Source organism: Streptomyces sp. NPDC059002 (assembly GCF_042740435.1).
Lineage (GTDB): Bacteria > Actinomycetota > Actinomycetes > Streptomycetales > Streptomycetaceae > Streptomyces.
Genome location: NZ_JBHYJI010000085.1, coordinates 1 through 21,492 on the forward strand (window position 1 = coordinate 1; position 21,492 = coordinate 21,492).

At 72.9% G+C, this 21,492-nt stretch carries 18 protein-coding genes; 13 read left to right on the plus strand and 5 right to left on the minus strand.

Annotated features, from left to right (window positions below; translation table 11 throughout):
* Nucleotides 1–50: 50 nt before the first annotated feature.
* Nucleotides 51–1,145, minus strand: a complete 1,095-nt coding sequence (gene sepH, locus ACFWZ2_RS40335; protein ID WP_384554593.1) for a septation protein SepH — start codon at nucleotides 1,143–1,145, stop codon at nucleotides 51–53.
* A gap of 482 nt (nucleotides 1,146–1,627) precedes the next feature.
* Here sepH and ACFWZ2_RS40340 point away from each other — a divergent pair, with 482 nt between their 5' ends.
* Entirely contained in the window at nucleotides 1,628–2,758 is a 1,131-nt protein-coding gene (locus ACFWZ2_RS40340; protein ID WP_384554595.1) for a hypothetical protein, read from the plus strand.
* 7 nt (nucleotides 2,759–2,765) lie between these two features.
* Here ACFWZ2_RS40340 and ACFWZ2_RS40345 read toward each other — a convergent pair whose 3' ends face one another.
* Nucleotides 2,766–4,097, minus strand: a complete 1,332-nt coding sequence (locus ACFWZ2_RS40345; protein WP_384554597.1) for a D-arabinono-1,4-lactone oxidase — start codon at nucleotides 4,095–4,097, stop codon at nucleotides 2,766–2,768.
* Entirely contained in the window at nucleotides 4,045–5,298 is a 1,254-nt protein-coding gene (locus ACFWZ2_RS40350; RefSeq protein ID WP_384554599.1) for an MFS transporter, read from the minus strand. Before ACFWZ2_RS40350 ends, ACFWZ2_RS40345 begins: the two co-directional genes overlap by 53 nt.
* A gap of 146 nt (nucleotides 5,299–5,444) precedes the next feature.
* On the opposite strand from ACFWZ2_RS40350, the gene ACFWZ2_RS40355 reads away from it, so the two are divergent.
* Together ACFWZ2_RS40355 and ACFWZ2_RS40360 are read left to right on the plus strand one after the other, a co-directional pair.
* Nucleotides 5,445–6,572: a ferrochelatase gene (locus tag ACFWZ2_RS40355; protein ID WP_384554601.1), complete on the plus strand. Its 1,128-nt coding sequence runs from the start codon at nucleotides 5,445–5,447 to the stop codon at nucleotides 6,570–6,572.
* Between the two features lie 19 nt (nucleotides 6,573–6,591).
* On the plus strand, nucleotides 6,592–7,389 hold the full coding sequence (locus tag ACFWZ2_RS40360; RefSeq protein ID WP_384554628.1) for an inositol monophosphatase family protein: 798 nt from the start codon (nucleotides 6,592–6,594) through the stop codon (nucleotides 7,387–7,389).
* Between the two features lie 183 nt (nucleotides 7,390–7,572).
* Here the strand turns inward: ACFWZ2_RS40360 and ACFWZ2_RS40365 are convergent, their stop codons facing one another.
* On the minus strand, nucleotides 7,573–7,746 hold the full coding sequence (locus ACFWZ2_RS40365; protein ID WP_167357823.1) for a hypothetical protein: 174 nt from the start codon (nucleotides 7,744–7,746) through the stop codon (nucleotides 7,573–7,575).
* 312 nt (nucleotides 7,747–8,058) lie between these two features.
* On the opposite strand from ACFWZ2_RS40365, the gene ACFWZ2_RS40370 reads away from it, so the two are divergent.
* From ACFWZ2_RS40370 to ACFWZ2_RS40385, 4 genes are all read left to right on the plus strand, one after another.
* The gene (locus ACFWZ2_RS40370) at nucleotides 8,059–8,712 is read left to right on the plus strand and encodes a response regulator transcription factor (protein WP_055544891.1); all 654 of its coding nucleotides are present in this window, start codon (nucleotides 8,059–8,061) and stop codon (nucleotides 8,710–8,712) included.
* A gap of 6 nt (nucleotides 8,713–8,718) precedes the next feature.
* Nucleotides 8,719–10,005, plus strand: a complete 1,287-nt coding sequence (locus ACFWZ2_RS40375) for a sensor histidine kinase (RefSeq protein ID WP_384554603.1) — start codon at nucleotides 8,719–8,721, stop codon at nucleotides 10,003–10,005.
* A gap of 394 nt (nucleotides 10,006–10,399) precedes the next feature.
* The gene (locus tag ACFWZ2_RS40380; protein ID WP_055544889.1) at nucleotides 10,400–10,696 is read left to right on the plus strand and encodes a DUF4193 domain-containing protein; all 297 of its coding nucleotides are present in this window, start codon (nucleotides 10,400–10,402) and stop codon (nucleotides 10,694–10,696) included.
* A gap of 13 nt (nucleotides 10,697–10,709) precedes the next feature.
* Nucleotides 10,710–11,642, plus strand: a complete 933-nt coding sequence (locus tag ACFWZ2_RS40385) for a hypothetical protein (RefSeq protein WP_384554606.1) — start codon at nucleotides 10,710–10,712, stop codon at nucleotides 11,640–11,642.
* A gap of 81 nt (nucleotides 11,643–11,723) precedes the next feature.
* Here the strand turns inward: ACFWZ2_RS40385 and ACFWZ2_RS40390 are convergent, their stop codons facing one another.
* On the minus strand, nucleotides 11,724–12,176 hold the full coding sequence (locus ACFWZ2_RS40390; RefSeq protein ID WP_384554608.1) for a DUF3093 domain-containing protein: 453 nt from the start codon (nucleotides 12,174–12,176) through the stop codon (nucleotides 11,724–11,726).
* 58 nt (nucleotides 12,177–12,234) lie between these two features.
* Between ACFWZ2_RS40390 and ACFWZ2_RS40395 the strand changes: the two genes are divergently transcribed.
* The 6 genes from ACFWZ2_RS40395 (at nucleotide 12,235) to ACFWZ2_RS40420 (ending at nucleotide 21,436) form a co-directional block, all read left to right on the plus strand.
* Nucleotides 12,235–12,819, plus strand: coding sequence for a PaaI family thioesterase (locus tag ACFWZ2_RS40395; RefSeq protein WP_384554610.1), 585 nt, complete (start codon nucleotides 12,235–12,237; stop codon nucleotides 12,817–12,819).
* Nucleotides 12,816–13,388, plus strand: a complete 573-nt coding sequence (gene dut, locus ACFWZ2_RS40400) for a dUTP diphosphatase (protein WP_384554612.1) — start codon at nucleotides 12,816–12,818, stop codon at nucleotides 13,386–13,388. The genes ACFWZ2_RS40395 and dut overlap by 4 nt, the downstream gene beginning before the upstream one ends.
* 1 nt (nucleotide 13,389) lies before the next feature.
* A complete protein-coding gene (locus ACFWZ2_RS40405; RefSeq protein WP_384554614.1) occupies nucleotides 13,390–14,163 on the plus strand; it encodes a DUF3710 domain-containing protein in 774 nt (257 codons plus the stop codon).
* Between the two features lie 229 nt (nucleotides 14,164–14,392).
* Nucleotides 14,393–17,725 (plus strand): FtsX-like permease family protein, encoded by a 3,333-nt coding sequence (locus ACFWZ2_RS40410; protein WP_384554616.1) that lies wholly within the window; start codon nucleotides 14,393–14,395, stop codon nucleotides 17,723–17,725.
* Complete coding sequence (locus tag ACFWZ2_RS40415) at nucleotides 17,722–20,490, plus strand: hypothetical protein (protein ID WP_384554618.1); 2,769 nt, start codon at nucleotides 17,722–17,724, stop codon at nucleotides 20,488–20,490. Before ACFWZ2_RS40410 ends, ACFWZ2_RS40415 begins: the two co-directional genes overlap by 4 nt.
* Nucleotides 20,483–21,436, plus strand: coding sequence for an ABC transporter ATP-binding protein (locus tag ACFWZ2_RS40420; protein WP_384554620.1), 954 nt, complete (start codon nucleotides 20,483–20,485; stop codon nucleotides 21,434–21,436). The genes ACFWZ2_RS40415 and ACFWZ2_RS40420 overlap by 8 nt, the downstream gene beginning before the upstream one ends.
* Nucleotides 21,437–21,492: the final 56 nt, after the last annotated feature.

The following is a 21,492-nucleotide window of genomic DNA, read 5'->3' on the forward strand; positions in this document are numbered from 1 at the left end:
CACCGACACGGTGTGGCCCCCCTCTCCGTAGACACGGCTTTTCTTCGCGCCTACTCCTGCTTCTTGCGCCGTGTGCCGAAGACGATCTCGTCCCAACTGGGCACCGCGGCGCGTCGCCCGGGGCGTACGCCGTCGGCCTCGGCCTGGCGGTCCGTGGAGCCGACGAGGCGGTCGCGGTGGCTGGCCACCGAGCGGGGCATGAGCACGTCCGCGTACGCGGAACCGGCGCCTGCCGACGCCGCGGGCGGCTCCTCGGCCTCGGGCTCCTGCTCGGCCTCCTCCTGCGGGGGCAGCTCCGCGGCGGGCGCGGCCGACGGGCGCTCCGGCACGACCATGTCGCCCCGGAAGCTCGGCACCGCCTCCAGGAGGCTGGTCAGCGAGTCGCGCTCCTGCTCGGCGACCGCGGAGCCCGCACCGGTGCTCTCCTCCGGCGGGTCGGCCGGGGGAGCGGGGATGCTCGGGCGGTCCAGCTGCCGGTCGAGGGCACGGTCGAGCGGCCGGTCCTGGGGACGGTCCCTGGGCAGCCGTGCGATGCGCGGCACGAACGGGAAGCTGGGCTCGGGCGCGGCGATGTCGTCGGTCTCGCCGATCAGCGAGCGCGCCTCGTCGTCCACGGCCTGGACGAGCCGCCGGGGCGGGTCGTACGTCCAGCTCGCGGAGTGCGGTTCGGTCGCGACCCGGTAGACGAGCAGGACTTCCCAGGTGCCGTCGTCACGTCGCCAGGAGTCCCACTGGACGGTGTCCTTGTCGGCGCCGCGCAGCAGGAGTCGCTCCTGGACGGCCTCGCCGAGCTGGGGTCCGGTGTTCTCGCCGGGACGGCGCACGGGGGTCTTCCTCGCCCGCTCCGCCATGAAGGCGCGCTCGGCGAGCACGGGTCCTTCGAAGCGGCGGACGCGATCGACGGGGATTCCGGCGAGCGAGGCGACTTCCTCCGCACTGGCACCGGCACGTATCCGTGCCTGGATGTCGCGCGGGCGGAGGTGGCTCTCCACCTCGATCTCGATCTGGCCGAGTCGGGGCCGGTCGCCGCGGACTGCCGCACGCAGCCGCTCGTCGATCGGAAGCGTGTACTCCGTGCTGTCCGCAGCCTTCAGCACCAGCCGTGTGCCGTCGTTGCTGACGGCCACGACACGCAGTTCGGGCATGGGGACCTCCCGGGTGGTGCCTGCCGACGTCACGTGCGTCGCTGCTTCCGCTAGTCGAGTGTGGCCTGCCCGGGTGCAGCCTGCCACAACCTTGCCGAGTTGCCCGGCGTGTCGGGCAGGGGCCCTGGATCGCCGTTATGGCACGGTTACCTTTTCGCAACGCTAAGTGACGACGTTCGTCACCCTGTGCAGCGGGCCCCCCACCCGGCGGTCCTGGAAGGCCCCGGGCACCCTGGCGGGAGACCGGACCCAGGGCTCGCAACAGTACTCCATTCGGGCCACGCGGGTGGACCGCCGCGCCGCCGAACTTCTCGTGGGGGAAGGGAGTTGGCGGCCTTTCCCCTCCGTTCGACCGCACGCGCGCGTGGCGCACTTCACGGAAACACCAGAAACGGAACTAATCACTTCGGTCATACGTCCCTTTCTCGTGTAGTCAGTCATGACTCGTGAGGTCGGTCGGGAAAGGCAGGCAAGGGTCGGAGATGCGTGAAAAGCCGGATTCCGACAAGGAGTCGAAGGACCAGGAGGAGCCGGGGGAGAAGCGGCGCCTCGATCTCAGCGTGCCGCAGGTGGCGGGGAGTGCCATCGCCGCGGTCATCGCGGCGAAGCTCGCGTCGAACCTCGGTGTCTACGGGACGATCCTCGGCGCCGGCGTCGTCAGCGCGATCGCGACCTGCGGCGGCACGATCTTCCAGCACTTCTTCAAGCGCACGGGCGAGCAGATACGTGACGTCACGGTCCAGGCCAAGCCGAAGGCGCGCCAGGTTCCCGTGACGGCCGCGACACAGGTGCCCGAGACGTTCAGAACCGCCGCCTATACGGGGGCGGTGTCCACCACCGGGCCCGTGACCACGACGTGGGGCAGGCCGCAGGACGGCGATGCCGACCGGACCACGGTGCTGCCCGCCGCCGGTGCCGCGGACCCCACGGCCGTGCTGCCCGCCGCGGACCCGGACGCCGAGCGGACCCAGCTCCTCGGGTCGGTGGACGCCACACAGCCGGTGTCGCGCGACGACGCCACGCGTGTGCTGCGCACCACGGGTCCGGCCGGGGTGTCTCCGGTCGAACCTCCGCTCCCGTCGGACGAGTTCACCGAGGGCACGACGCACCGTACGCAGATCCGCAGCTGGAAGCGGCCGTTGGTCGCCGCGGCCGTGGTGTTCGGAGTCACCATGGCAGGGATCACCACGTACGAACTCGTTGCCGACGAGAACTTCAGCGGCGGCAACGGCACGACGATCGGCAACGGCCTCTCGGGGAACAACACTTCTCCGAAGAAGCAGTCCACGCCCTCCGAAGAGCCGTCCGAGCAGCCCTCGGGCCACGGCACTCCGGGGACCGGCGACGGTTCGGACAAGGACGGCGGAGCCACCCAGGACCCGAACGGGACCGGCGGCCAGACCCCCGGCACCGGCTCCGGCTCCGGCTCCAAGGAGAACCCGGACAAGGGCACCGGCACGGACCCCGACAAGGACAAGGGCGGCGACTCCGGAGACGACGGTTCCAAGACGGACCCGACGCCCACGCCGACCCCGACGCCCACTCCGTCGAGCGGCGGCGGCAGCGGGACCGGCACGGGCGGCGACGCCCAGGGCGAGACGCCCGCTCCGTAGAGCGGGGTCAGTCGCCCAGGACGCGCCGAAGGTAGTCGTTTCCGAAGAGGCGGTCCGGGTCGAGGCGGTCGCGCAGGGCCGTGAACTCGCCGAAGCGGGGGTATGCCTTGGAGAAGTACTCCGCGTCGCGCGTGTGCACCTTGCCCCAGTGCGGCCGCCCCTCGTGCGCGGTGAAGATCCGCTCGGCGGCCGTGAAGTACGCCTGGTACGGCGTGCCCTTGTACATGTGGACGGCGATGTACGCGCTCTCCCGGCCCGACGCCGTGGAGAGCGCGATGTCGTCCGCGGGCGCCGTGCGGACCTCCACGGGGAAGCTGATCCGCAGCCGCGAGCGGTCCACCATCGCCTTCAGTTCGCGCAGCGTCGTCACCAGGGCCTCGCGCGGGACGGCGTACTCCATCTCCATGAAGCGCACCCGGCGCGGGCTGGTGAAGACCTTGTAGGGGATGTCCGTGTAGGTGCGGGCGGAGAGCGCCTTGCTGGAGATCTTGGCGATGCCGGGGATGGTCGCGGGGACGGCGCGGCCGAGCGAATTGACCACCTGGAAGAGGCCGTTGGAGAGCAGCTCGTCCTCGATGAAGGCGCTCACCTTGCCGGGCGGGGCCGCGGGGCCCGGGCTGCGGTTGTTGCGCTTGGTGTTGCAGTTGCCGGTGTGCGGGAACCAGTAGAACTCGAAGTGCTCGTTCTCTGTGAAGAGGGCGTCGAATTCGTCGGTGACCTTGTCGAAGGTCATCGGCTCCTCGCGGGCCGTCAGATAGAAGACGGGCTCCACGGCGAAGGTGATCGCGGTGAGCACGCCGAGCGCACCGAGCCCGATGCGGGCGGCCGCGAAGACGTCGGGGTTCTCGTCGGCGGAGCAGGTCAGGACCGTGCCGTCCGCGGTGACCAGCTCAAGTGCCCTGATCTGGGCGGCGATCGAGGCCGAGTCGCGGCCCGTGCCGTGCGTCCCGGTGCTGACGGCCCCGGAGACGGTCTGCTCCATGATGTCGCCCATGTTCGTGAGCGAAAGGCCCTCGCGGGCGAGCGCCGCGTTCAGGCGCTTGAGCGGGGTGCCGGCCTCCACGGTGACCGTGCCCGCCTCGCGGTCGATCTTCCGGATGCCGGTCAGGAGGTCGGGGCGTATCAGGACGCCGTCGGTCGCCGCGGTCGCCGTGAAGGAGTGACCCGTGCCGACGGGCTTCGCCCTGAGGCCGTCGTCCTTGGCCCTGCGCAGGGCCGCGGCGAGCTCGTCCACCGAGGCCGGGGTGACCTCCCTGACCGGCCGCGCGGCGACGTTGCCCGCCCAGTTACGCCATGTCCCTGTGCTCTTCCCGCTGCCCGTTCCCGTTCCCGTGCTCATGGGTCGTCCCTCCCCGTTGCGGAACCGGCCGCTTCAGCCGGCGATACCCCAGGAACCCGACCACGACCGCGACGGCTCCGGAGACCCCCGGCACCGCGTACCCGGCGTCCGATCCCGCGGCGTCGATGACCCAGCCTGCCGCGGAGGAGCCGAGCGCGACGCCGACCGCAAGACCGGTGCTCACCCAGGTCATGCCCTCGGTCAGTTTCGCGCGTGGTACGTGCTGCTCGACGAGGGCCATCGTCGTGATCATTGTCGGTGCGATGGAGAGGCCCGCGACGAACAACGCCACGGCCAGAAACGGAAGGTTCCCGACCAGTTGAAGCGGGATCATACTCACGGCCATCGCGCAGACGCCCAGCAGCCACCGGGGCGCAGGGGCGCCCTTGAAGTGCAGCAGCCCGAACACCGCTCCGGCAAGGCACGAGCCCAGGGCGTAGACCGCGAGCACCAGGCTCGCCGCCGACTTGTGGCCCTGGTCCTCCGCGTACGCGACCGTGACCACATCGATCGAACCGAAGATCGCGCCGGTCGCGACGAACGTGGCGACGAGCACCTGCAGCCCGCCGGAGCGCAACGCCGAGCCCCCGGTGTGCTGTTCGCGCGGGTGCGGCACCGGCTCGGTGGCCCGCTGGGACGTCAGCCAGAAGACGCCCACGGCGAGGAACGCCCCGGCGAGCAGCGGTCCCGCCTCGGGGAACCAGACCGTGGAGAGACCGATCGAGATGATCGGCCCGAAGATGAAGCAGACCTCGTCCACCACGGATTCGAAGGAGTACGCGGTGTGCAGCTGCGGGGTGTCGCGGTACAGGACGGCCCAGCGCGCCCGGATCATCGAGCCCACGCTCGGCACGCAGCCGACCAGGGCGGCGAACACGAACAGCGTCCAGTCCGGCAGTTCAAACTTCGCGCAGAGCAGCAGCCCGGCGACGGCGGTCAGGGACATCAGCGTCGCGGGCCTGAGCACCCTGCGCTGGCCGTGCCGGTCCACCAGGCGCGAGATCTGCGGCCCGATCGCGGCGGCGGACAGCGCGACGGTGGCGGACAGCGCGCCCGCGAGGCCGTACCGCCCGGTCAGCTGGGACACCATCGTCACGATGCCGATGCCCATCATCGACAGCGGCATACGGCCGAGGAACCCGGCGGTCGAGAACGCCTTGGTGCCGGGGGCGGCGAAGATGGCGCGGTAGGGGCTGGGCACGTGGACTCCGCTGAAATGCCGGGGCGGCTCCCGTCCGGGAGGGGCTCCGGTAAGGCGTAAAGGTGGCCGATACAGCTTACGGCTCCGGCCCGGCCGACCGCACCGTGATTTTCCGGCTGTCAGTGGCGGGTGGCAGGATCGGATGCATGTCCGATGCGCTCGATCCAACGCCCTACGACGCCCTGCTCCTGCTCTCGTTCGGCGGCCCCGAGGGCCCCGACGACGTCGTCCCGTTCCTGGAGAACGTGACGCGCGGGCGCGGCATCCCCAAGGAGCGGCTCAAGGAGGTGGGGCAGCACTACTTCCTGTTCGGCGGGGTCAGCCCGATCAACGAGCAGAACCGCGCTCTGCTCGACGCCCTGCGCAAGGACTTCGTGGAGCACGGCCTCGACCTGCCGGTCTACTGGGGCAATCGCAACTGGGCGCCCTATCTGACCGACACCCTGCGCGAGATGGTCACCGACGGCCGCCGCCGCATCCTGGTCCTGGCCACCAGCGCGTACGCCTCGTACTCGGGCTGCAGGCAGTACCGCGAGAACCTCGCGGACTCCCTCGCCGTCCTGGAGTCCGAGGGCCTCGAACTGCCGCGGGTCGACAAGCTGCGGCACTACTTCAACCACCCCGGCTTCGTACGCCCCATGATCGACGGCGTCCTGAAGTCCCTCGCCGAGCTTCCCGAAGACGTACGGGAGGGCGCGCACCTGGCCTTCACGACGCACTCGATCCCGAACAGCGCGGCGGACACCTCGGGCCGCGCCGAGGACCACGGCGACGGCGGTGCGTACGTCAAGGAGCACCTCGACGTGGCCCGGCTGATCGCCGACGCGGTGCGCGAGGAGACCGGCGTCGAGCACCCCTGGCAGCTCGTCTACCAGTCGCGCAGCGGCGCCCCGCACATCCCGTGGCTGGAGCCGGACATCTGCGACCACCTGGAGGAGCGGCACGCCGCGGGCGCGCCCGCGGTGGTCATGGTCCCGATCGGTTTCGTCTCGGACCACATGGAGGTCCTGTACGACCTCGACACCGAGGCCGAGGCCAAGGCGGCGGAGCTGGGCCTTCCGGTGCGCCGTTCGGCGACCGTCGGCGCCGACCCGCGGTTCGCCGCGGCGATCAGGGAACTGGTCGTCGAGCGGGCCGACGCGGAGAGCGGCAGGCCGGTCACGCCGTGCGCCCTGGGCAGCCTCGGGGCGAGCCACGACCTGTGCCCGGTGGGCTGCTGCCCGGCCCGCGCCCCGAAGCCCGCCGCCGCGGGCGTCGACAGCCCGTACGCGTAAGGACACGGACGTGACAGACGTGACAGATCTGAAGGCGGAACTCCTGGGCGTCGCCCTGGAGGCCGCGCACCGCGCCGGGCAGTTCCTGCGCGACGGCCGCCCCGACGACCTGGGCGTGGCCGCCACCAAGTCCAGCGCGGTCGACGTCGTCACCGAGATGGACATCGCCTCCGAGAAGCTCATCACCGGCTTCCTCGCCGAGCGCCGTCCTGACGACGGCGTGCTGGGCGAGGAGGGTGCGAGCTCCGAGGGCAGCAGCGGTGTGCAGTGGGTGATCGACCCGATCGACGGCACGGTCAACTACCTCTACGGGCGCCCGGACTGGTCCGTCTCCATCGCCGCCCGCAAGGACGGCGAGACCCTCGTCGGCGTCGTGCACGCCCCGATGCGCGGCGAGACGTACCGTGCGGTCCTCGGGGAGGGCGCCTTCGTCAACGACAAGCCCGCGCGCGTGCGTCCCGCACCCCCGTTCGGCCAGGCCCTCGTCGGCACCGGCTTCGGCTACATCGCCGAGCGCCGCGTCCGGCAGGCCGAGGTCGCCCGGCACCTCGTCCCGCAGGTGCGCGACATCCGGCGCGGCGGCTCCGCGGCGATCGACCTGTGCGACGTCGCGGTGGGCCGGCTCGACGCGTACTACGAGCGCGGGCTCAACCCGTGGGACTTCGCGGCCGGTGACCTCGTCGCCCGTGAGGCGGGCGCGCTGACCGGTGGCCGCCCCGGTGAGGCCCTCTCCGGGGAGCTGGCGATCGCGGCGCCGCCCGGCCTCTTCGAGACGCTCCAGGGCCTCCTGGAGGACCTCGGCGCCTGGCACGATTAGCGCTCCGCTGGATGTGCGGTCCCGTGCGCCAGCGGGCCGGTGGGGGTTGCCCGCGCCCACGCGGCGGAGCCGCACATGTCAGAGCCCCGCGCCCCTTACGGGGCGCACAGAGCGCACACAGAAAGGCCCCGGCACCTCGTCCTCAGGTGCCGGGGCCCTTCCGCGTCGTGACTCAGGCGCCGGTCAGGCGTGCAGAGCGCCTACCTCGACTCCGTGCTCGGCGGCCAGGCGGTGCAGATCCTCCAGCTCCGCCTGCTCGACCTCGGCAAGGAAGTCGTCTCCCGTCTCACGGGCCTTCGTGAGGTCGGACTCCGTGGCCTTTATGCGCTGCAGGAGACCTGCGGTGAATGCGTCCATGGTTGCGCCCCCTCGGCTGGGTCGTGGGTCGATGGCACGGGGGTGTGCCCTCAAAGAAGGGGCGATCACGTCTCTCGCTGCCCTGCGGAAAGCAGTTCGTGGCGTGCCACATACAAAGCGTGATCGCGGGTGTAAGGCCGTCCTCCCCTGGCTCCCTTCCGCAGAAACCTCAACCGACCGAGAAAATCCCGCATTCCCCGGGCCCGAGGCCGTCTTACAGCCGGTTTATGGCCGAAAGGGGCAGGATGGAGGTCTCACCCCCCATCAACAGAGACCTGCCCTGCCCGCAGGGCACAGAGGAAGGACAGCGACGTGCGCGTACTCGTCGTCGAGGACGAGCAGCTGCTCGCCGATGCGGTGGCCACCGGACTGCGCCGGGAGGCCATGGCCGTCGACGTCGTGTACGACGGAGCGGCCGCCCTCGAGCGCATCGGGGTCAACGACTACGACGTCGTGGTGCTCGACCGGGACCTCCCGCTCGTGCACGGCGACGACGTCTGCCGCAAGATCGTCGAGCTCGGCATGCCGACCCGCGTCCTGATGCTCACCGCGTCGGGCGACGTCAGCGACCGCGTCGAGGGCCTGGAGATCGGCGCCGACGACTATCTCCCCAAGCCCTTCGCGTTCAGCGAGCTGACGGCACGCGTGCGTGCCCTGGGACGGCGCACCAGCGTGCCGCTGCCGCCCGTCCTGGAGCGTGCCGGGATCAAGCTCGACCCCAACCGCCGCGAGGTCTTCCGCGACGGCAAGGAGATCCAGCTGGCCCCCAAGGAGTTCGCGGTCCTCGAAGTGCTGCTGCGCAGCGAGGGCGCCGTCGTCTCCGCGGAGCAGCTCCTGGAGAAGGCCTGGGACGAGAACACGGACCCCTTCACGAACGTCGTCCGGGTCACCGTCATGACGCTGCGCCGCAAGCTCGGTGAGCCCGCCGTCATCGTGACGGTGCCGGGCTCCGGCTACCGGATCTGATCCCCGGTGGCCGCGACCCCGGCGCCACCGGCGGCGCCCCCCAAGCCGACGTGGGACCCGAGGAAGGCCGAGCCGCCGTTCCCGTGGCTGCGCCCCACGATCCGTATACGCCTCACGCTGCTCTACGGCGGCATGTTCCTGATCGCGGGCATCCTGCTGCTCTCGATCATCTACCTGCTCGCCGCGCAGGCCCTGAACGTGGGCAGCGACCTGCCGTTCAAGATCGTCTCGGGCAAGGTGACCAGCGACGTCTGCAACCTGCCGAGCCAGGCATCGGCGACCGAGTTCAACGCGGCGGTCAACGACTGCGTCAACACCCAGCGCCAGCACGCCCTGGACAACCTCCTCAGCCGTTCGCTGCTCGCCCTGCTCGGGCTCGCGGTGATCGCCTTCGCCTTCGGGTACGCCATGGCGGGCCGCGTCCTGTCCCCGCTCGGCCGCATCACGCGCACCGCGCGCCGCGTGGCCGGCACGGACCTGACCCGGCGCATCGAACTGGACGGCCCCGACGACGAGTTGAAGGAGCTCTCGGACACCTTCGACGAGATGCTGGACCGTCTGGAGCGGGCCTTCACCGCGCAGCAGCGGTTCGTCGGCAACGCCTCGCACGAGCTGCGCACGCCGCTGGCGATCAACCGCACGCTCCTTGAGGTGCACCTCTCCGACCCGGGGGCGCCGCCCGAGCTCCAGCAGCTCGGCAAGACGCTCCTGGCGACCAACGAACGCAGCGAGCAGCTCGTGGAGGGCCTGCTGCTGCTCGCCCGCAGCGACAACCAGATCGTGGAGCGCAAGCCCGTCGACCTCGCCGAGGTCGCCAACCGCGCCGTCGACCAGGTGCGGGCGGAGGCCGAGGCGAAGGGCGTGGAGATCCGCGGGGAGCGCGGTCTGGCCGTCGTCCAGGGCAATGGCGTCCTCCTGGAGCGGATCGCCCTGAACCTCGTCCAGAACGCCGTCCGGTACAACGTGCCGAGTCAAGATGGGCAGGGCGAAGCCCTTCAGGAGAAGGGTGGTGGCGGGCGGCGGGAGGGCGGCTGGGTCGAGGTCACCACGGAGGCCCAGCACGGCCAGGCCGTCCTCGTGGTGTCGAACACGGGCCCTGTGGTGCCCGCGTACGAGATCGACAACCTCTTCGAGCCCTTCAGGCGGCTGCGGACCGAGCGGACCGGCAGCGACAAGGGCGTCGGGCTCGGTCTGTCGATCGCCCGCTCGGTGGCACGGGCCCACGGAGGCCGTATCATCGCGGAGCCGCGAGAGGGGGGTGGACTCGTGATGCGTGTCACTCTCTCCCTCTGAGATGCTGTCGCGGACTCGCCGACCTGTTCGCTTTGCGCGGAATTTTCGGGACCCGATCCCGGGAGATTCGTGTGTGACCGATCACAGAGGCGATTTTTCGGCCATCTACTCTCCGTGATCGCGAAAGTCGTCGGAAAGCCGGGAAAATCCGGGTTTTCGGGGGTCTTGATCACGGGAAGTACACGGGGTGGCGCCCGTGAAGTGCGACATTCGGACCGTGTACGGTCCCGATCGCCATCCAACCCGATCACCTCTTCAGGGGTGCGGTTGGGTGTCGATTGAGTAACAGACCTTGATGTGAGGCAAAATCTCCGCCTCGGGTCGGGCACAAGTCCGGCCTCTCACGCGTTACGTGCGCTGGAGACACCGCAGACACCCAGAGGGGGAGAGCGACATGGCAACGGACTACGACACCCCACGCAAGACCGACGATGACGTCAATGAGGACAGCATCGAAGAGCTGAAGGCTCGACGGAACGACAAGTCGACCTCGGCGGTAGACGTCGACGAGTTCGAGGCCGCAGAGGGCCTCGAGCTGCCCGGCGCGGACCTTTCCAACGAGGAGCTCGCCGTCCGGGTGCTCCCGAAGCAGCAGGACGAGTTCACCTGCATGAGCTGCTTCCTGGTGCACCACCGCAGCCAGCTGGCCCGGGAGAAGAACGGCCAGCCGATCTGCCGCGACTGCGACTGAGGCGGGGTCGGCCGTGACTGGCTCGACCCCGTTCAGGAAGCGCCGCTTCCGCAAGCGCGGAGCGGACCAAGCCGGCGCCCTCGGCGACGGCGCACGTGACGACGAGCGGGGCTCTTCCGCAGGCGGAGCAGCCTCGCTCGGACCGGCGGGCGCCCTAGAGGTGGCGCCGGACGCGACGGCGGCCGACAAGGCGCTCAGGACCGTACGCAGAGACGGTTCTCTGGGTGGCCGTGTTGCCGCCGTCACGGACGGGGTGAAGAAAGGCGTGCGCAAGGGCGGGCGCGGCGCCAAGGCCGGCATCGGCTATCTCGCCGACCGGCTCATCGAGAACGCCCCGCGGATCCCGGTCCGCGATCTGGCGACCCTCCGCAAGCAGTTCCCCGGCCTCGGCCCGGAGCAGCTCGCGGACAAGCTCATCGCCGGTGCCGCCAACGCGACCTCCACGGTCGGCGCGGGCGTGGGCGCCGCGGCGATGCTGCCCGTGCCGCCCGCGATGCCCGCGGAACTGGCGGCCGAGATCACCGGCGTCGCCGCCATCGAACTGAAGCTGATCGCCGAGCTGCACGAGGTCTATGGGCGACGGCCCGAAGGCGGACTCAAGCTGCGCAGCACGGCGTATCTGAACTCCTGGTCGGAGGAGCGCGGCATCGATGTCGCGAAGCCCGCGACGATAAACGCGGCGCTCGGCGGCCAGATGAAGCGGGAGCTGCGCCAGCAGATCATGAAGCGGATGGTGCGGAACCTGCCGAACCTCATGCCGTTCATGGTGGGTGCGGCGGTGGGGGCGGTCATGAACCGCCGGGACACCAAGAAGCTGGCCGCGCGGATTCGGGAGGATCTGCGGAAGGTCCAGGTGCCGTGGGACGCGTTGCCGGAGCTGCCGCCGCTGGAGAAGCCGGTCGATCCGCTGCGGGTGGGGGAGATTCCCAAGGAGCTGGGGCGCTGAGGTCCCCTTGAGGCTGCGGGTTCGTTGTGGCTGGTCGCGGCCCGCGCGGCGGAGCCGCATATCGACACAGCCCCGCGCCCCTTACGGGGCGCTTTCGCGTACCGCGTCCAGTGCCGCCGCCAACGCCTCCGGGTTTCGCGTCGACAGGTACACATACGGGGTGGGGTCCGAGGGGTCCGTGATCTCCACGCGCAGGGCCGTGGGGATGTAGGCGCGCAGCAGCATGAAGGCGCGCGGGTCGGCCTTGTGCGTGCGCCAGGCGCGCGCCTCCTCGCCGTTCAGGACCTCTGCCTCGCCCAGGGCCGAGACGGGGATCTTCGCGTCTCCCGCGACCAGTGAGCCCGCCACCACGCGGATCCGTGCGGAGCCGTACGCACTGGTGACGACCGCCGCCGCGGCCGTGCCGCCGACCAGGCCGCCGAGCAGCGGCAGCGCGCCGAACGGCAGCAGGATCAGGGCCATCGCGGCGCCCACCAGGACCGAGACGAGCCACCACGTGCGGGGCGCGGTCAGGCGTTCTTCGTAAGGCTGCATGAAGCCAAGCTTGGCACGGTGAGCTGTGAGCGCTGACGCGGAGGTAAGGTCTGCGCCTGTGAGTGGTACATCTGCAGCTCTGACGCCCCCGGCCGAGGCCATAGCGCCCGTCCGGCACCCCGACGCGCCCGCACCCGGCGAGCTCATCGGCGCCCACTACGAACACTGCTTCGGCTGTGGCGCGGGACAGGCCCACGGGCTGCACCTCGCGGCTCGGGCGGGCGAAGGCGTCTGCATCACCGCCGAGTTCACCGTGCGCGAGGCGCACCAGGGAGCCCCGGGCCTCGCCCACGGCGGCGTCCTCGCCACCGCGCTCGACGAGACGCTCGGCTCGCTGAACTGGCTGCTGCGGGTGATCGCCGTGACCGGCCGCCTGGAGACCGACTTCCTGCTGCCCGTGCCGCTGGGCACCGTGCTGTTCCTGGAAGCCGAGGTCACGGCCGTCGCCGGACGCAAGATCTACTCGACCGCCACCGGACGGATCGGCGGCCCCGAGGGGCCCGTCGCGGTCCGCGCCGACGCCCTCTTCATCGAGGTGAAGGTCGACCACTTCATCGACAACGGCCGCCAGGAGGAGATCCGGGCGGCCATGAACGACCCGGACCAGACCCGGCGCGCCCGCGCCTTCGAGGTGAACCCGTGACATCCCGTGCCCCGTTGGACGTCCTGATCAGGCGTGTCGACCCCGAAGTGCCGCTGCCGGAGTACGCGCAGCCCGGTGACGCAGGCGCCGACCTGCGGACCACCGAATCCTGTGAACTCGCGCCGGGCGAACGGGTCGTGCTGCCCACCGGCGTGTCCATCGCGCTCCCCGAGGGGTACGCGGCCTTCGTGCACCCCCGCTCGGGGCTCGCCGCACGCTGCGGTGTGGCTCTGGTGAATGCCCCGGGGACGGTGGATGCCGGGTACCGTGGGGAGATCAAGGTGATCGTGGTGAATCTCGACCCGCGCGAGGCCGTGCGGTTCGAGCGCTTCGACCGGATTGCCCAACTGGTCGTCCAGCAGGTCGAGAAGGTGCGCTTCCAGGAGGTGGCGGAGCTTCCCGCATCGGCGCGGGCCGAGGGGGGCTTCGGGTCCACCGGTGGCCATGCCGCCGTGGGCGCGGGCTTGGTCGAGAGCGCGGGGCCGGGCATGGGCCCGGGCATGGGCCCGGGCCAACAAACGGGTGGGAATCGATACGCATCGGTCGTATCCGACCGGGAAGGACAGTGACGTGTTCGGACGTCGCAAGAAGGACAGTGCCGCCGAGGACGCGGCGGGCGCGGACGAGCAGGTCGTCGACGGTGTGGACGGCAGTGACTCCGCCGACGCCGACGTCGCGCCGTCGCGGGTGAGGCTGGAGCCGGAGCCCCGTCCCGACGGACCCTGGGACATCTCCGAGGTCCGTGAGCCCGGCGAGGGCCGCGTGGACCTGGGCGGGCTCTTCGTGCCCGGTGTCGAGGGCATGGAGCTGCGTGTGGAGGTCGCGGGCGACGCGATCGTCGCGGCCACGGTCGTGCTCCAGGACAGCGCCATCCAGCTGCAGGGCTTCGCCGCCCCCAAGAAGGAGGGCATCTGGAGCGAGGTCCGCGAGGAGATCGCCTCCGGCATCACCCAGCAGGGCGGTGTCATCGACGAGGTCGAGGGCGCCCTCGGCTGGGAGCTGCGCGCCCAGGTGCCGGTGCAGCTGCCGGACGGCACGGGGGGCGTGCAGGTCGTGCGCTTCATCGGCGTCGACGGTCCCCGCTGGTTCCTGCGCGGTGTGATCTCGGGGCAGGGCGCGGTGCAGCCGCAGGCCGCCGGGCTGCTCGAGCAGATCTTCCGGGACACCGTCGTCGTGCGCGGCGACGGCCCCATGGCGCCCCGCGACCCGATCGTCCTGAAGCTGCCGGACGACGCGCAGATGGTCGCCGAGGGCGGCGTCCAGCAGGAGCAGCAGGAGGGCTCGCGCTTCTCCGGTGGCATGGGGCAGCTGCAGCGCGGTCCCGAGATCACCGAGGTGCGCTGACCTGCGGCCCGCCGGGCCGGAATCGAGCAGTGTCGATGGGCCGCATCCCTACGGGGGTGCGGCCCATCGGTGTGTCTTCCTCCGGGCCGCCGCCGAGTGCCCACCGGAGCCTCAAGTTCCGTGCGCGGCACGGTGATTCGGGGCGTCGCGTACATTGCGGCGCCTTTGTTCGTACGCCCATACTGTGCCGGTCACCCGGGGGGAGACCGGTGCGGTGAGGGGACGGCTGATGCCCGCCGCGGTGCGGGGGAGTCGGCATCACGGGCTTGTCCTGGGTGCCGCCGGACTCGCCGTGCTGCTCGCCGCGACCGTGCTCGCGGCCCTCGCGACGCTGTCCGAGCGGGCCGTCGAGGGTGGGATCCAGCGGCGGCTCGCCGCGGACAGGGACGCCGTCGTCGAGGTCGCCGCGCCCCATCGGGCGGGCGGCGGACGGGACCTGGACCGGGCCGTACGGGCCGCGCTCGACCGTACGTACGGCGATGTGCCCCACCACACCTGGTCCGCGCTGCGGGCACCCGCCGCGCGCAACAGTGAACTCTTCGTCACGGGGGACGGCGGGCATCCGCGCGAGGACACCACCGTCTCCGTGGTCGCCCTGGAGGGTGTCGGGCGGCATGCCGTGCTGGCGGCGGGGCGGTGGCCGCGGGGCGGCGCGGGGGCGGTCGAGGCCGCGTTGCCCGGTGCGCTCGCCGCCGAGCTCTCCGTACGGCCGGGGGACCGGATCTCCGTACGGGGCGCCGCCGACCGGCTCGTACGCCTGAAGGTGGTCGGTCTGTACGTGACGGAGGGGCGTGCGCCTGCCGTATGGGCCTCGCTGGGCAGCACCTTCGGGACGCCGGACACGGTCGTGGTGGTGCCTCGCGCGGCGTTCGGCCGCGCAGCGGGGCTCGGTGGGGATGCGGCGGAGCTGTGGCTCGGGGTGCTGGATGCGCGGGGGCTGGGGCTCGGGGACATCGGGGCGTTGCGGGAGCGGGTGAAGCGGTTCGGGCGTGGGGACGCATTGTTGGGGGTGGGGGCGGGCTCGGGTGGGGGCGCCGTGGGGGCGCCCCCGGTTCGGCTGTGGGGTGGGGCGGCTTCGCGGCCTTCCGGTGGTGGGGGCGGCTGTTGTCGGCCAGTCCTCTACGCCGGTGCGGGTGATGGCGATGTGACGGTGTCCGGGGGGTTGCGGCGGGCGTTGGGGCGGTTGGCGGGGCCGATTGCTGTGGGGCGGGCCGGGTTGTATGTGCCGGTGGCGTTGCTCGGGGCGCTTGCGGCGGCGGCGCTCGTGCTGACCGCGCGGCAGCTTGCCGAGCATCGGAGGCCGGAGCTCGCGCTGCTGGCCGCGCGCGGGGCCGGTACCCGGAGGCTCGCGCTGGCGACGGCCGCGCAGTGGGCCTGGGCCGCGGTGCCCGCCGGGTGCGCCGCGCCGTTCCTCGCGGGGCCGCTGCTCCAGGGGCTCGCGGGGGCGGGGCTCGTCACCGGGGACGTGCCGGATTCCGCGGTGACCGGTGTGGGGTGGGCGGCCGCGCTCGCCGCCGTCGTGGTGCACGGGGGCGCCGTGCTGCTGCCGACCGTGCGGGCCGTGCGGGAGCGGCGGGCCGTGGTCAAGCTGCGGCTGCGGGTCGCGCGGTTCGCGGGCGCGCAGCGGTTCGGCGCGGATCTGGCGCTCGCCGCGGTCGCCGTGCTCGGCTGGGTGCAGCTGCGGCAGTACCGGTCGCCGGTGACCGGGAGCGGCGGCGTCGATCCCGTTCTCGTCCTGGCGCCCGTCGCGATGACAGTGGCCGCCGCGCTGCTCGCGTTGCGGTTCCTGCCGCTGGTCGCGCGGCTCGTCGACCCGCTGGCACGGCGCGGCAGCGGGTTCGTCCTGCCGCTCGGCGGCTGGCAGCTCGCCCGGCGCGCGGCGCGGCACGCGGGGCCCGCCCTGGTGGTGACGCTCGCCCTGGCCGTCGCCGCGCTCAGCGGCACGGCCCTGGCGATCCTGGACCGGGGCGACCGGGACCAGGCGGCGTTCCAGGTCGGTGCCGAGCTGCGGGTCCAGCCGGACGACGCGCTGCCGGTCGGGGAGCGGCGCGCCGCCTACGAGGCGCTGCCGGGGGCCGAGGCCGTGACGCCCGTGGTCACCTCCGAGGGGTACGTCGGGCAGGACGCGGTGGCCGTCACGGCCGTCAACACCGCGCGCGGGCCGCTGCCCTTGCTGCGCGGTGACCTCGCGGACCGGCCGGTGCGGGACCTCATGGCGCCGCTCGGCGCGGGCGTGCCCCGGCATGGGCTTCCCGTGGCCGGGACGAAGGGTGAACTGCCCCTGCGGGTGCGGTTGTCCGCCGACGGGGGCGGGAGAACGGTGCCGGTGCGGCTCACCGTCTTCTTCGAGGACGGGGACGGGCTGACCCGGTCGTCGTCCGTGGTGATCGAGGAGGGCGGCGCGCGGACCGTGCCGCTGACGGTGGGGCCGCGCGACGGGGACGTACGCGTACGGATCGTGCAGATCGAGCTGAGCATGGTGGGCGAGCGGGTGCGGCGGACGTACCGGCTGACGGTCGATCAGGTGCCGGGGCTCACCCGCCCGGCCCGGTGGCGCGACCTGCGGCAGGACCCGCCGGACCGGTACGCCGCCGGATGCCCCGGGGCCGAACAGGAGCCGCGCGCGTCGGGGGAGGCGCCGGGGCCCGTGCTGTGCCGGGACAGGCCGGGGCGGGGAAAGCTCGTCGACGCCGTGCTGCGCGGGCCCGACGGGGACCTGCGCTATCCGACGTGGGCGGTGCGGCTCGGCACCGACAGGGCAGGGAAGCGGCCCGCCGCGGCGCCCGCCCTCGCCGGTGACGCGCTGCTCGACTCCGGGGCGGTGCGCGTCGGGGACACCGTGACTCTGCGGCGCGCCACGGGAGGCAGTGCGCGGGTCAGGATCGTCGGACGGATCGCCGCCGTGCCCGGACAGCCCAGGGACCGGCCGAGGCTGCTCGCCGACTCCCGGGCCATGGCGGCCCAATGGGTGCTGAGCGGGGCGCTGCCGGGGGCGGAGAGCGCCTGGTGGGTGGGGGTGAAGGGGGCGGAGACGGGGCCCGCCGTCGCGGCGGTGCGGGACCGGCCCGCGCTCGGCAGGGCCGTCGATGTGCCGCAGGCGCGGGCGGAGTTGGCGGCGGATCCGCTGCGGCGCGGGGCGCGCGGGGCGCTCACCCTGTGCCTGCTGCTCGCGCCCGCCTTCGCCGTGATCGCGTTCACCCTGCACACGGTGCTCTCGGCGCGGGCCAGAGGCCGTGAGTTCGCGCTGCTGCGGGCCCTGGGCGTACGGCGGGGGCAGCTCGCGGCGTATCTGTGGACGGAGCAGTTGGGGCTCGCCGGGGCGGCCGCGGTGCTCGGCACGCTCCTCGGGGCCGGGCTCGCCGCCGTGATCATGCCGGTGGTGACGGTCGACGCCTCCGGGGCGCCCGTCTTCCCCGGCCTCGTCACCTCGGTGCCGTGGGTGCGGGTGACGGTGACGGCGGGCGTGACCGCGCTGGTGATCTGCGCGGTGGTGAGCGTGGCCGCGAGGCTGCTCGGGCGGGTGGATCTGGCCCGGGTGCTGCGGGCGGGGGAGGACGGGTGAAGGGGGCCTCTCGGCTGTGGCGGCGTGAGGGGGCGTTGCTCGCGTGTCTCGGGGTGCTCGTCGTCGTGCTCGTCGCCGTGGTCGCGGGGGGACCAGGGGTCGGGGAGCGGCTCGCCGGTGAGGCGTTGGCCTCGCGGATGGAGCAGGTGCAGCGGGGGGCGCCCGGGGTGGTGCACAGCGCCCGGTTCGATCCGGAGGAGGTGAAGTCCGGGCAGGAGAGCGACTTCGGGGCCGACCTCGCGCGGTACGCGGAGGCCGCGGAGAACGCGTCGCCCCGCGGCCTCGACGGCCGGATCGTGCACGACTCGACGCGGATCCAACTGCCGGGCGCGGGCGTCGCGTTGGGGCGCTGGAGCCGGGTTTCGTTCGTGTACGCGTCCGATGCGCCGGGGCGGCGTTCGTACGTCGAGGGGCGGGCGCCACGGGCCCGCGGCACGGACGTGGAGCTGGCCGTTTCGGCCCGTACGCGGGACGCGCTGGGGCTGCGGGTCGGGCAGCGGATCGCGCTCGGGCCCGGGGCGTTGCTGAACGTGGACGCCGTGGGGGTCGTCGTCGGGGTCTTCCGTGCGGAGGGCGCGGCGCGGCTCTGGAGCGAGGTGCCCGCGCTGGTCCGGCCGCGGGACGGGGCGTTCAGCGCACTTGTCGCGCCGCGCGGGGTCGAGGTGCTGCAGAGCCAGGCGGGCGCCGAACTCACGGTGGCGTGGAACATGCGGCTCGTCCTGGACGGGCGGACGGCCGGGCGCTACGTGGGGGAGCGGGGCGAGCGCGACGTCCAGCGGCTGATGGCGCGGTACCCGGCCGACGTGCGCGACGACTCCTGCGCGGGCGGGGGGTTCGGCGGCAAGTACTGCATGATCGGCACGCATCCCTCGACCGAGCTGGACACCGACACCGAACTCCCGGAATCCTTCGCGGAGTTCGGGCGGCAGTGGCGCGAGGGCGCCGTCGTGATCTCCTTCGCGACGGCCTCGCTGATCGCGGTCGGCGCGGCCGCGGTCGTCGTCACGGCGCTCCTCGCCGTACGCCGCGGGGCGCCGGGCGACCGGCTGCGGCGGGCGCGGGGCGCATCGGCGGCGGGGCTCGCCCTGGAGCGTGCGGTGCGGACCTCGCCGATCCTGCCGCTCGGGTTCGCCGGTGGCTGCGCGGTCGCGGGGGCGCTGCCGGGAGGGCCGCCCTCGTACGGTGCGGGGCTTGCGGTCGCCGTGCTCTGCTGGCTGCCCGCACCCCTGTTGACGTGGGGTGCGCTGCGGGACGGGGCCGTGCTCAGGGGCCGGGGGCCGGCCGGGGCGGGGCGGCGCGTCGTCGTCGAGGTCCTGGTCCTCGTGCTCGCGGCGGGCGGCGTGTTCGCGTTGCGGGCGCGTGGGACGGAAGGGGTCGCGGGGCCCGACCCGCTCCTCGCGGCGGTGCCCGCGCTGCTCGGGCTCGCCACCGTCGCCGTACTGGTCCGCTGCTACCCGCTGCCGGTGCGGCTCGCGGCCCGCTGGTCGGCGGGGAGGCGCGGCGCCGTGCCGCTCATCGCCCTGTCCCGCGCCGCCAAGGAGGCGCCCGCGCGCGGGCTCGCCCTGCTCGTCCTCGTGGTGACTCTCGCCGCCGCCGTCTTCGGAGGGCTCGTGTCCGGGACGCTGCTGGAAGGCCGGCGCGAGGCCGTGGCCTGGCAGGTCGGCGCCGACGCCTCATTCCTGGGAGCCGCCCGCGACCCCGCCACGGCCCAACGCCTGGCACGCGCGCGTGGCGTACGGACCACGGTGACGGTACGGCAGCTGCGGGTCGACCCGGTGAGTTCGAGGGACGGCGGGCGCTACGGGATCGCGAGCCTCGTGGGGGTGGACGGGGCCAAGTTGCGGGAGGCGGCGGGGGGTTCGGTGGTGGGGCGGGCTCTGGCGGATGCGGGGTTGAGCGGGAGCGGCCGGTCGCGTGGCGGCGAGAGGGTGTCCGAAGGCGGCGGCGGGGCGTCTCACCGCGGCGGGTGGCGGGAAGTCCGTGTGCTGGCCTCCGGCGCTCGTCCCGGGGAGGTGCTCACCTTCGCGTTGCACGGGAAAGAGGTGCGGTTGCGGGTGGTCGGGGCGTTGCCCGACGGCGTGGCGCGGGATCCGGCGCTGGGGCCCGTGCGGCGTGCGGCCGAGGAGAGGGAGCGGCTGGTGCTCGCCGACAACCGGGACCTCGGGCGCTTCGCGGCGTCGGACGTCGAGGAGGCCGCGCTGCTGCTGTACGGCGCGCATCTGGACACCGCGGAGCTGCGCTCCCTCGTGCCGCGTGCCGCTCCTGGTTCCGGCACCGGCGAACTCCGCATCCGTACCGAGGAGCAGGCCGAGGCCGACGACGACGGGCTGATCGCGGCCATCGCCACCGCGCACACCGGCTGCGCCGCCGTCACCGTGCTGCTCGCGCTGGTCGCCCTCGTCCTCGAACTGCTCCTTTCCGCGCCCGCGCGCGGCCGCACCACGGCACGCCTGCGCACCCTGGGCCTCGGCGGTCGTGCCACGTCCGCCCTGCATCTGCTCCAGCTCCTTCCCCTGGTGCTCGCGGCCGTCGCGGGCGGTGCCGCACTGGGGCTCACGCTGCCCGCGCTGCTCGGACCCGCCCTGGATCTGCGGGAGTTCACGGGCGGGCCCACCGCGCCGGGGCGGCACACCGATGTGCTGTTCACCGCGGCCCTGGGTGCGGGACTGTGTGTCCTGGTCGCCGTGGCGGTGGGCGTGGAGACCTGGCTCGGGCGGCGCAGGGGGCTCGGCGCCGTCCTGCGACTCGGGAGGTCGGATGACTGAGCCGAAGAGGACCGAACTGGCCGACCTGGAGGCGCGGGCCCGTGCCGCGGGGCGTCCCGCGGCCGACGAGGGCCTGGTCGTCTGCGACAACCTGGTCCGGGTCTACCGCACCGATGAGGTCGAGGTGCAGGCGCTGCAGGGCCTGGACCTGGTCGTGGCGGACGGGGAGTGCGTGGCCCTGGTCGGCGCGTCCGGTTCCGGAAAGTCCACGCTCCTGTCGATCCTTTCGGGCCTCGATCTGCCCACGGCGGGCCGCGCGAAGGTCGCGGGCCACGACCTGCTCGCGATGGGCCGCAGGGAGCGGCTCGGCTACCGCAGGCGCACCGTCGGCTTCGTCTGGCAGCAGACCGGGCGCAATCTGCTGCCCTATCTGACCGCGCTGGAGAATGTGGCGCTGCCGATGAAGTACGCGCGCGTGCCGCGCGGTTCGCGCCGGGAGCGGGCCCTGGAGCTGCTCGACGTGCTCGGCGTCGCGCACTGCCGCGACCGGCGCCCCACCGAGCTGTCCGGCGGGGAGCAGCAGCGCGTCGCCGTCGCGGTGGCCTCCGCCAACTCGCCGCGTGTGCTGCTCGCCGACGAGCCGACGGGGGAGCTGGACACGGCGAGCGGCGAGGACGTCTTCGCGGCGCTGCGCCGCGCCAACGAGGAACTCGGCGCGACGGTCCTGGTGGTCACGCACGACCCGCTGGTCTCGGAGCAGGTCCGGCGCACGGTGCGCATCCGTGACGGACGTACCTCTACGGAGACGCTGCGTGAACAGGGCGGCAGCGGCGAGGAGTTCACGGTTCTGGACAGGGCGGGGCGGCTGCAGCTGCCGGGGGAGTACGTCGAGCGGTACGGGCTGCGGGGGCGTGTGCGGCTGACGGCGGAGGCGGATCACGTGGGGGTGTGGCCCGATGCCCCGGGGCCTGGGCCTGTGGCGGGGGATTCCGAGCAGGAGCTCTAACTTCACGCCTTGACGGAAGACCGGTCCGTACCTATGGCCACGGGCCAACACGCATG

Excerpts from the sequence above, each read along its gene's own strand:
- ACFWZ2_RS40410 (WP_384554616.1), top strand. The coding sequence starts at position 14,393 with ATGCCCGCCGCGGTGCGGGGGAGTCGGCATCACGGGCTTGTCCTGGGT.
- sepH (WP_384554593.1), bottom strand. The coding sequence starts at position 1,145 with ATGCCCGAACTGCGTGTCGTGGCCGTCAGCAACGACGGCACACGGCTG.
- ACFWZ2_RS40390 (WP_384554608.1), bottom strand. The coding sequence starts at position 12,176 with ATGCAGCCTTACGAAGAACGCCTGACCGCGCCCCGCACGTGGTGGCTC.
- ACFWZ2_RS40380 (WP_055544889.1), top strand. The coding sequence starts at position 10,400 with ATGGCAACGGACTACGACACCCCACGCAAGACCGACGATGACGTCAAT.
- ACFWZ2_RS40345 (WP_384554597.1), bottom strand. The coding sequence starts at position 4,097 with ATGAGCACGGGAACGGGAACGGGCAGCGGGAAGAGCACAGGGACATGG.
- ACFWZ2_RS40355 (WP_384554601.1), top strand. The coding sequence starts at position 5,445 with ATGTCCGATGCGCTCGATCCAACGCCCTACGACGCCCTGCTCCTGCTC.
- ACFWZ2_RS40365 (WP_167357823.1), bottom strand. The coding sequence starts at position 7,746 with ATGGACGCATTCACCGCAGGTCTCCTGCAGCGCATAAAGGCCACGGAG.
- ACFWZ2_RS40340 (WP_384554595.1), top strand. The coding sequence starts at position 1,628 with ATGCGTGAAAAGCCGGATTCCGACAAGGAGTCGAAGGACCAGGAGGAG.
- ACFWZ2_RS40420 (WP_384554620.1), top strand. The coding sequence starts at position 20,483 with ATGACTGAGCCGAAGAGGACCGAACTGGCCGACCTGGAGGCGCGGGCC.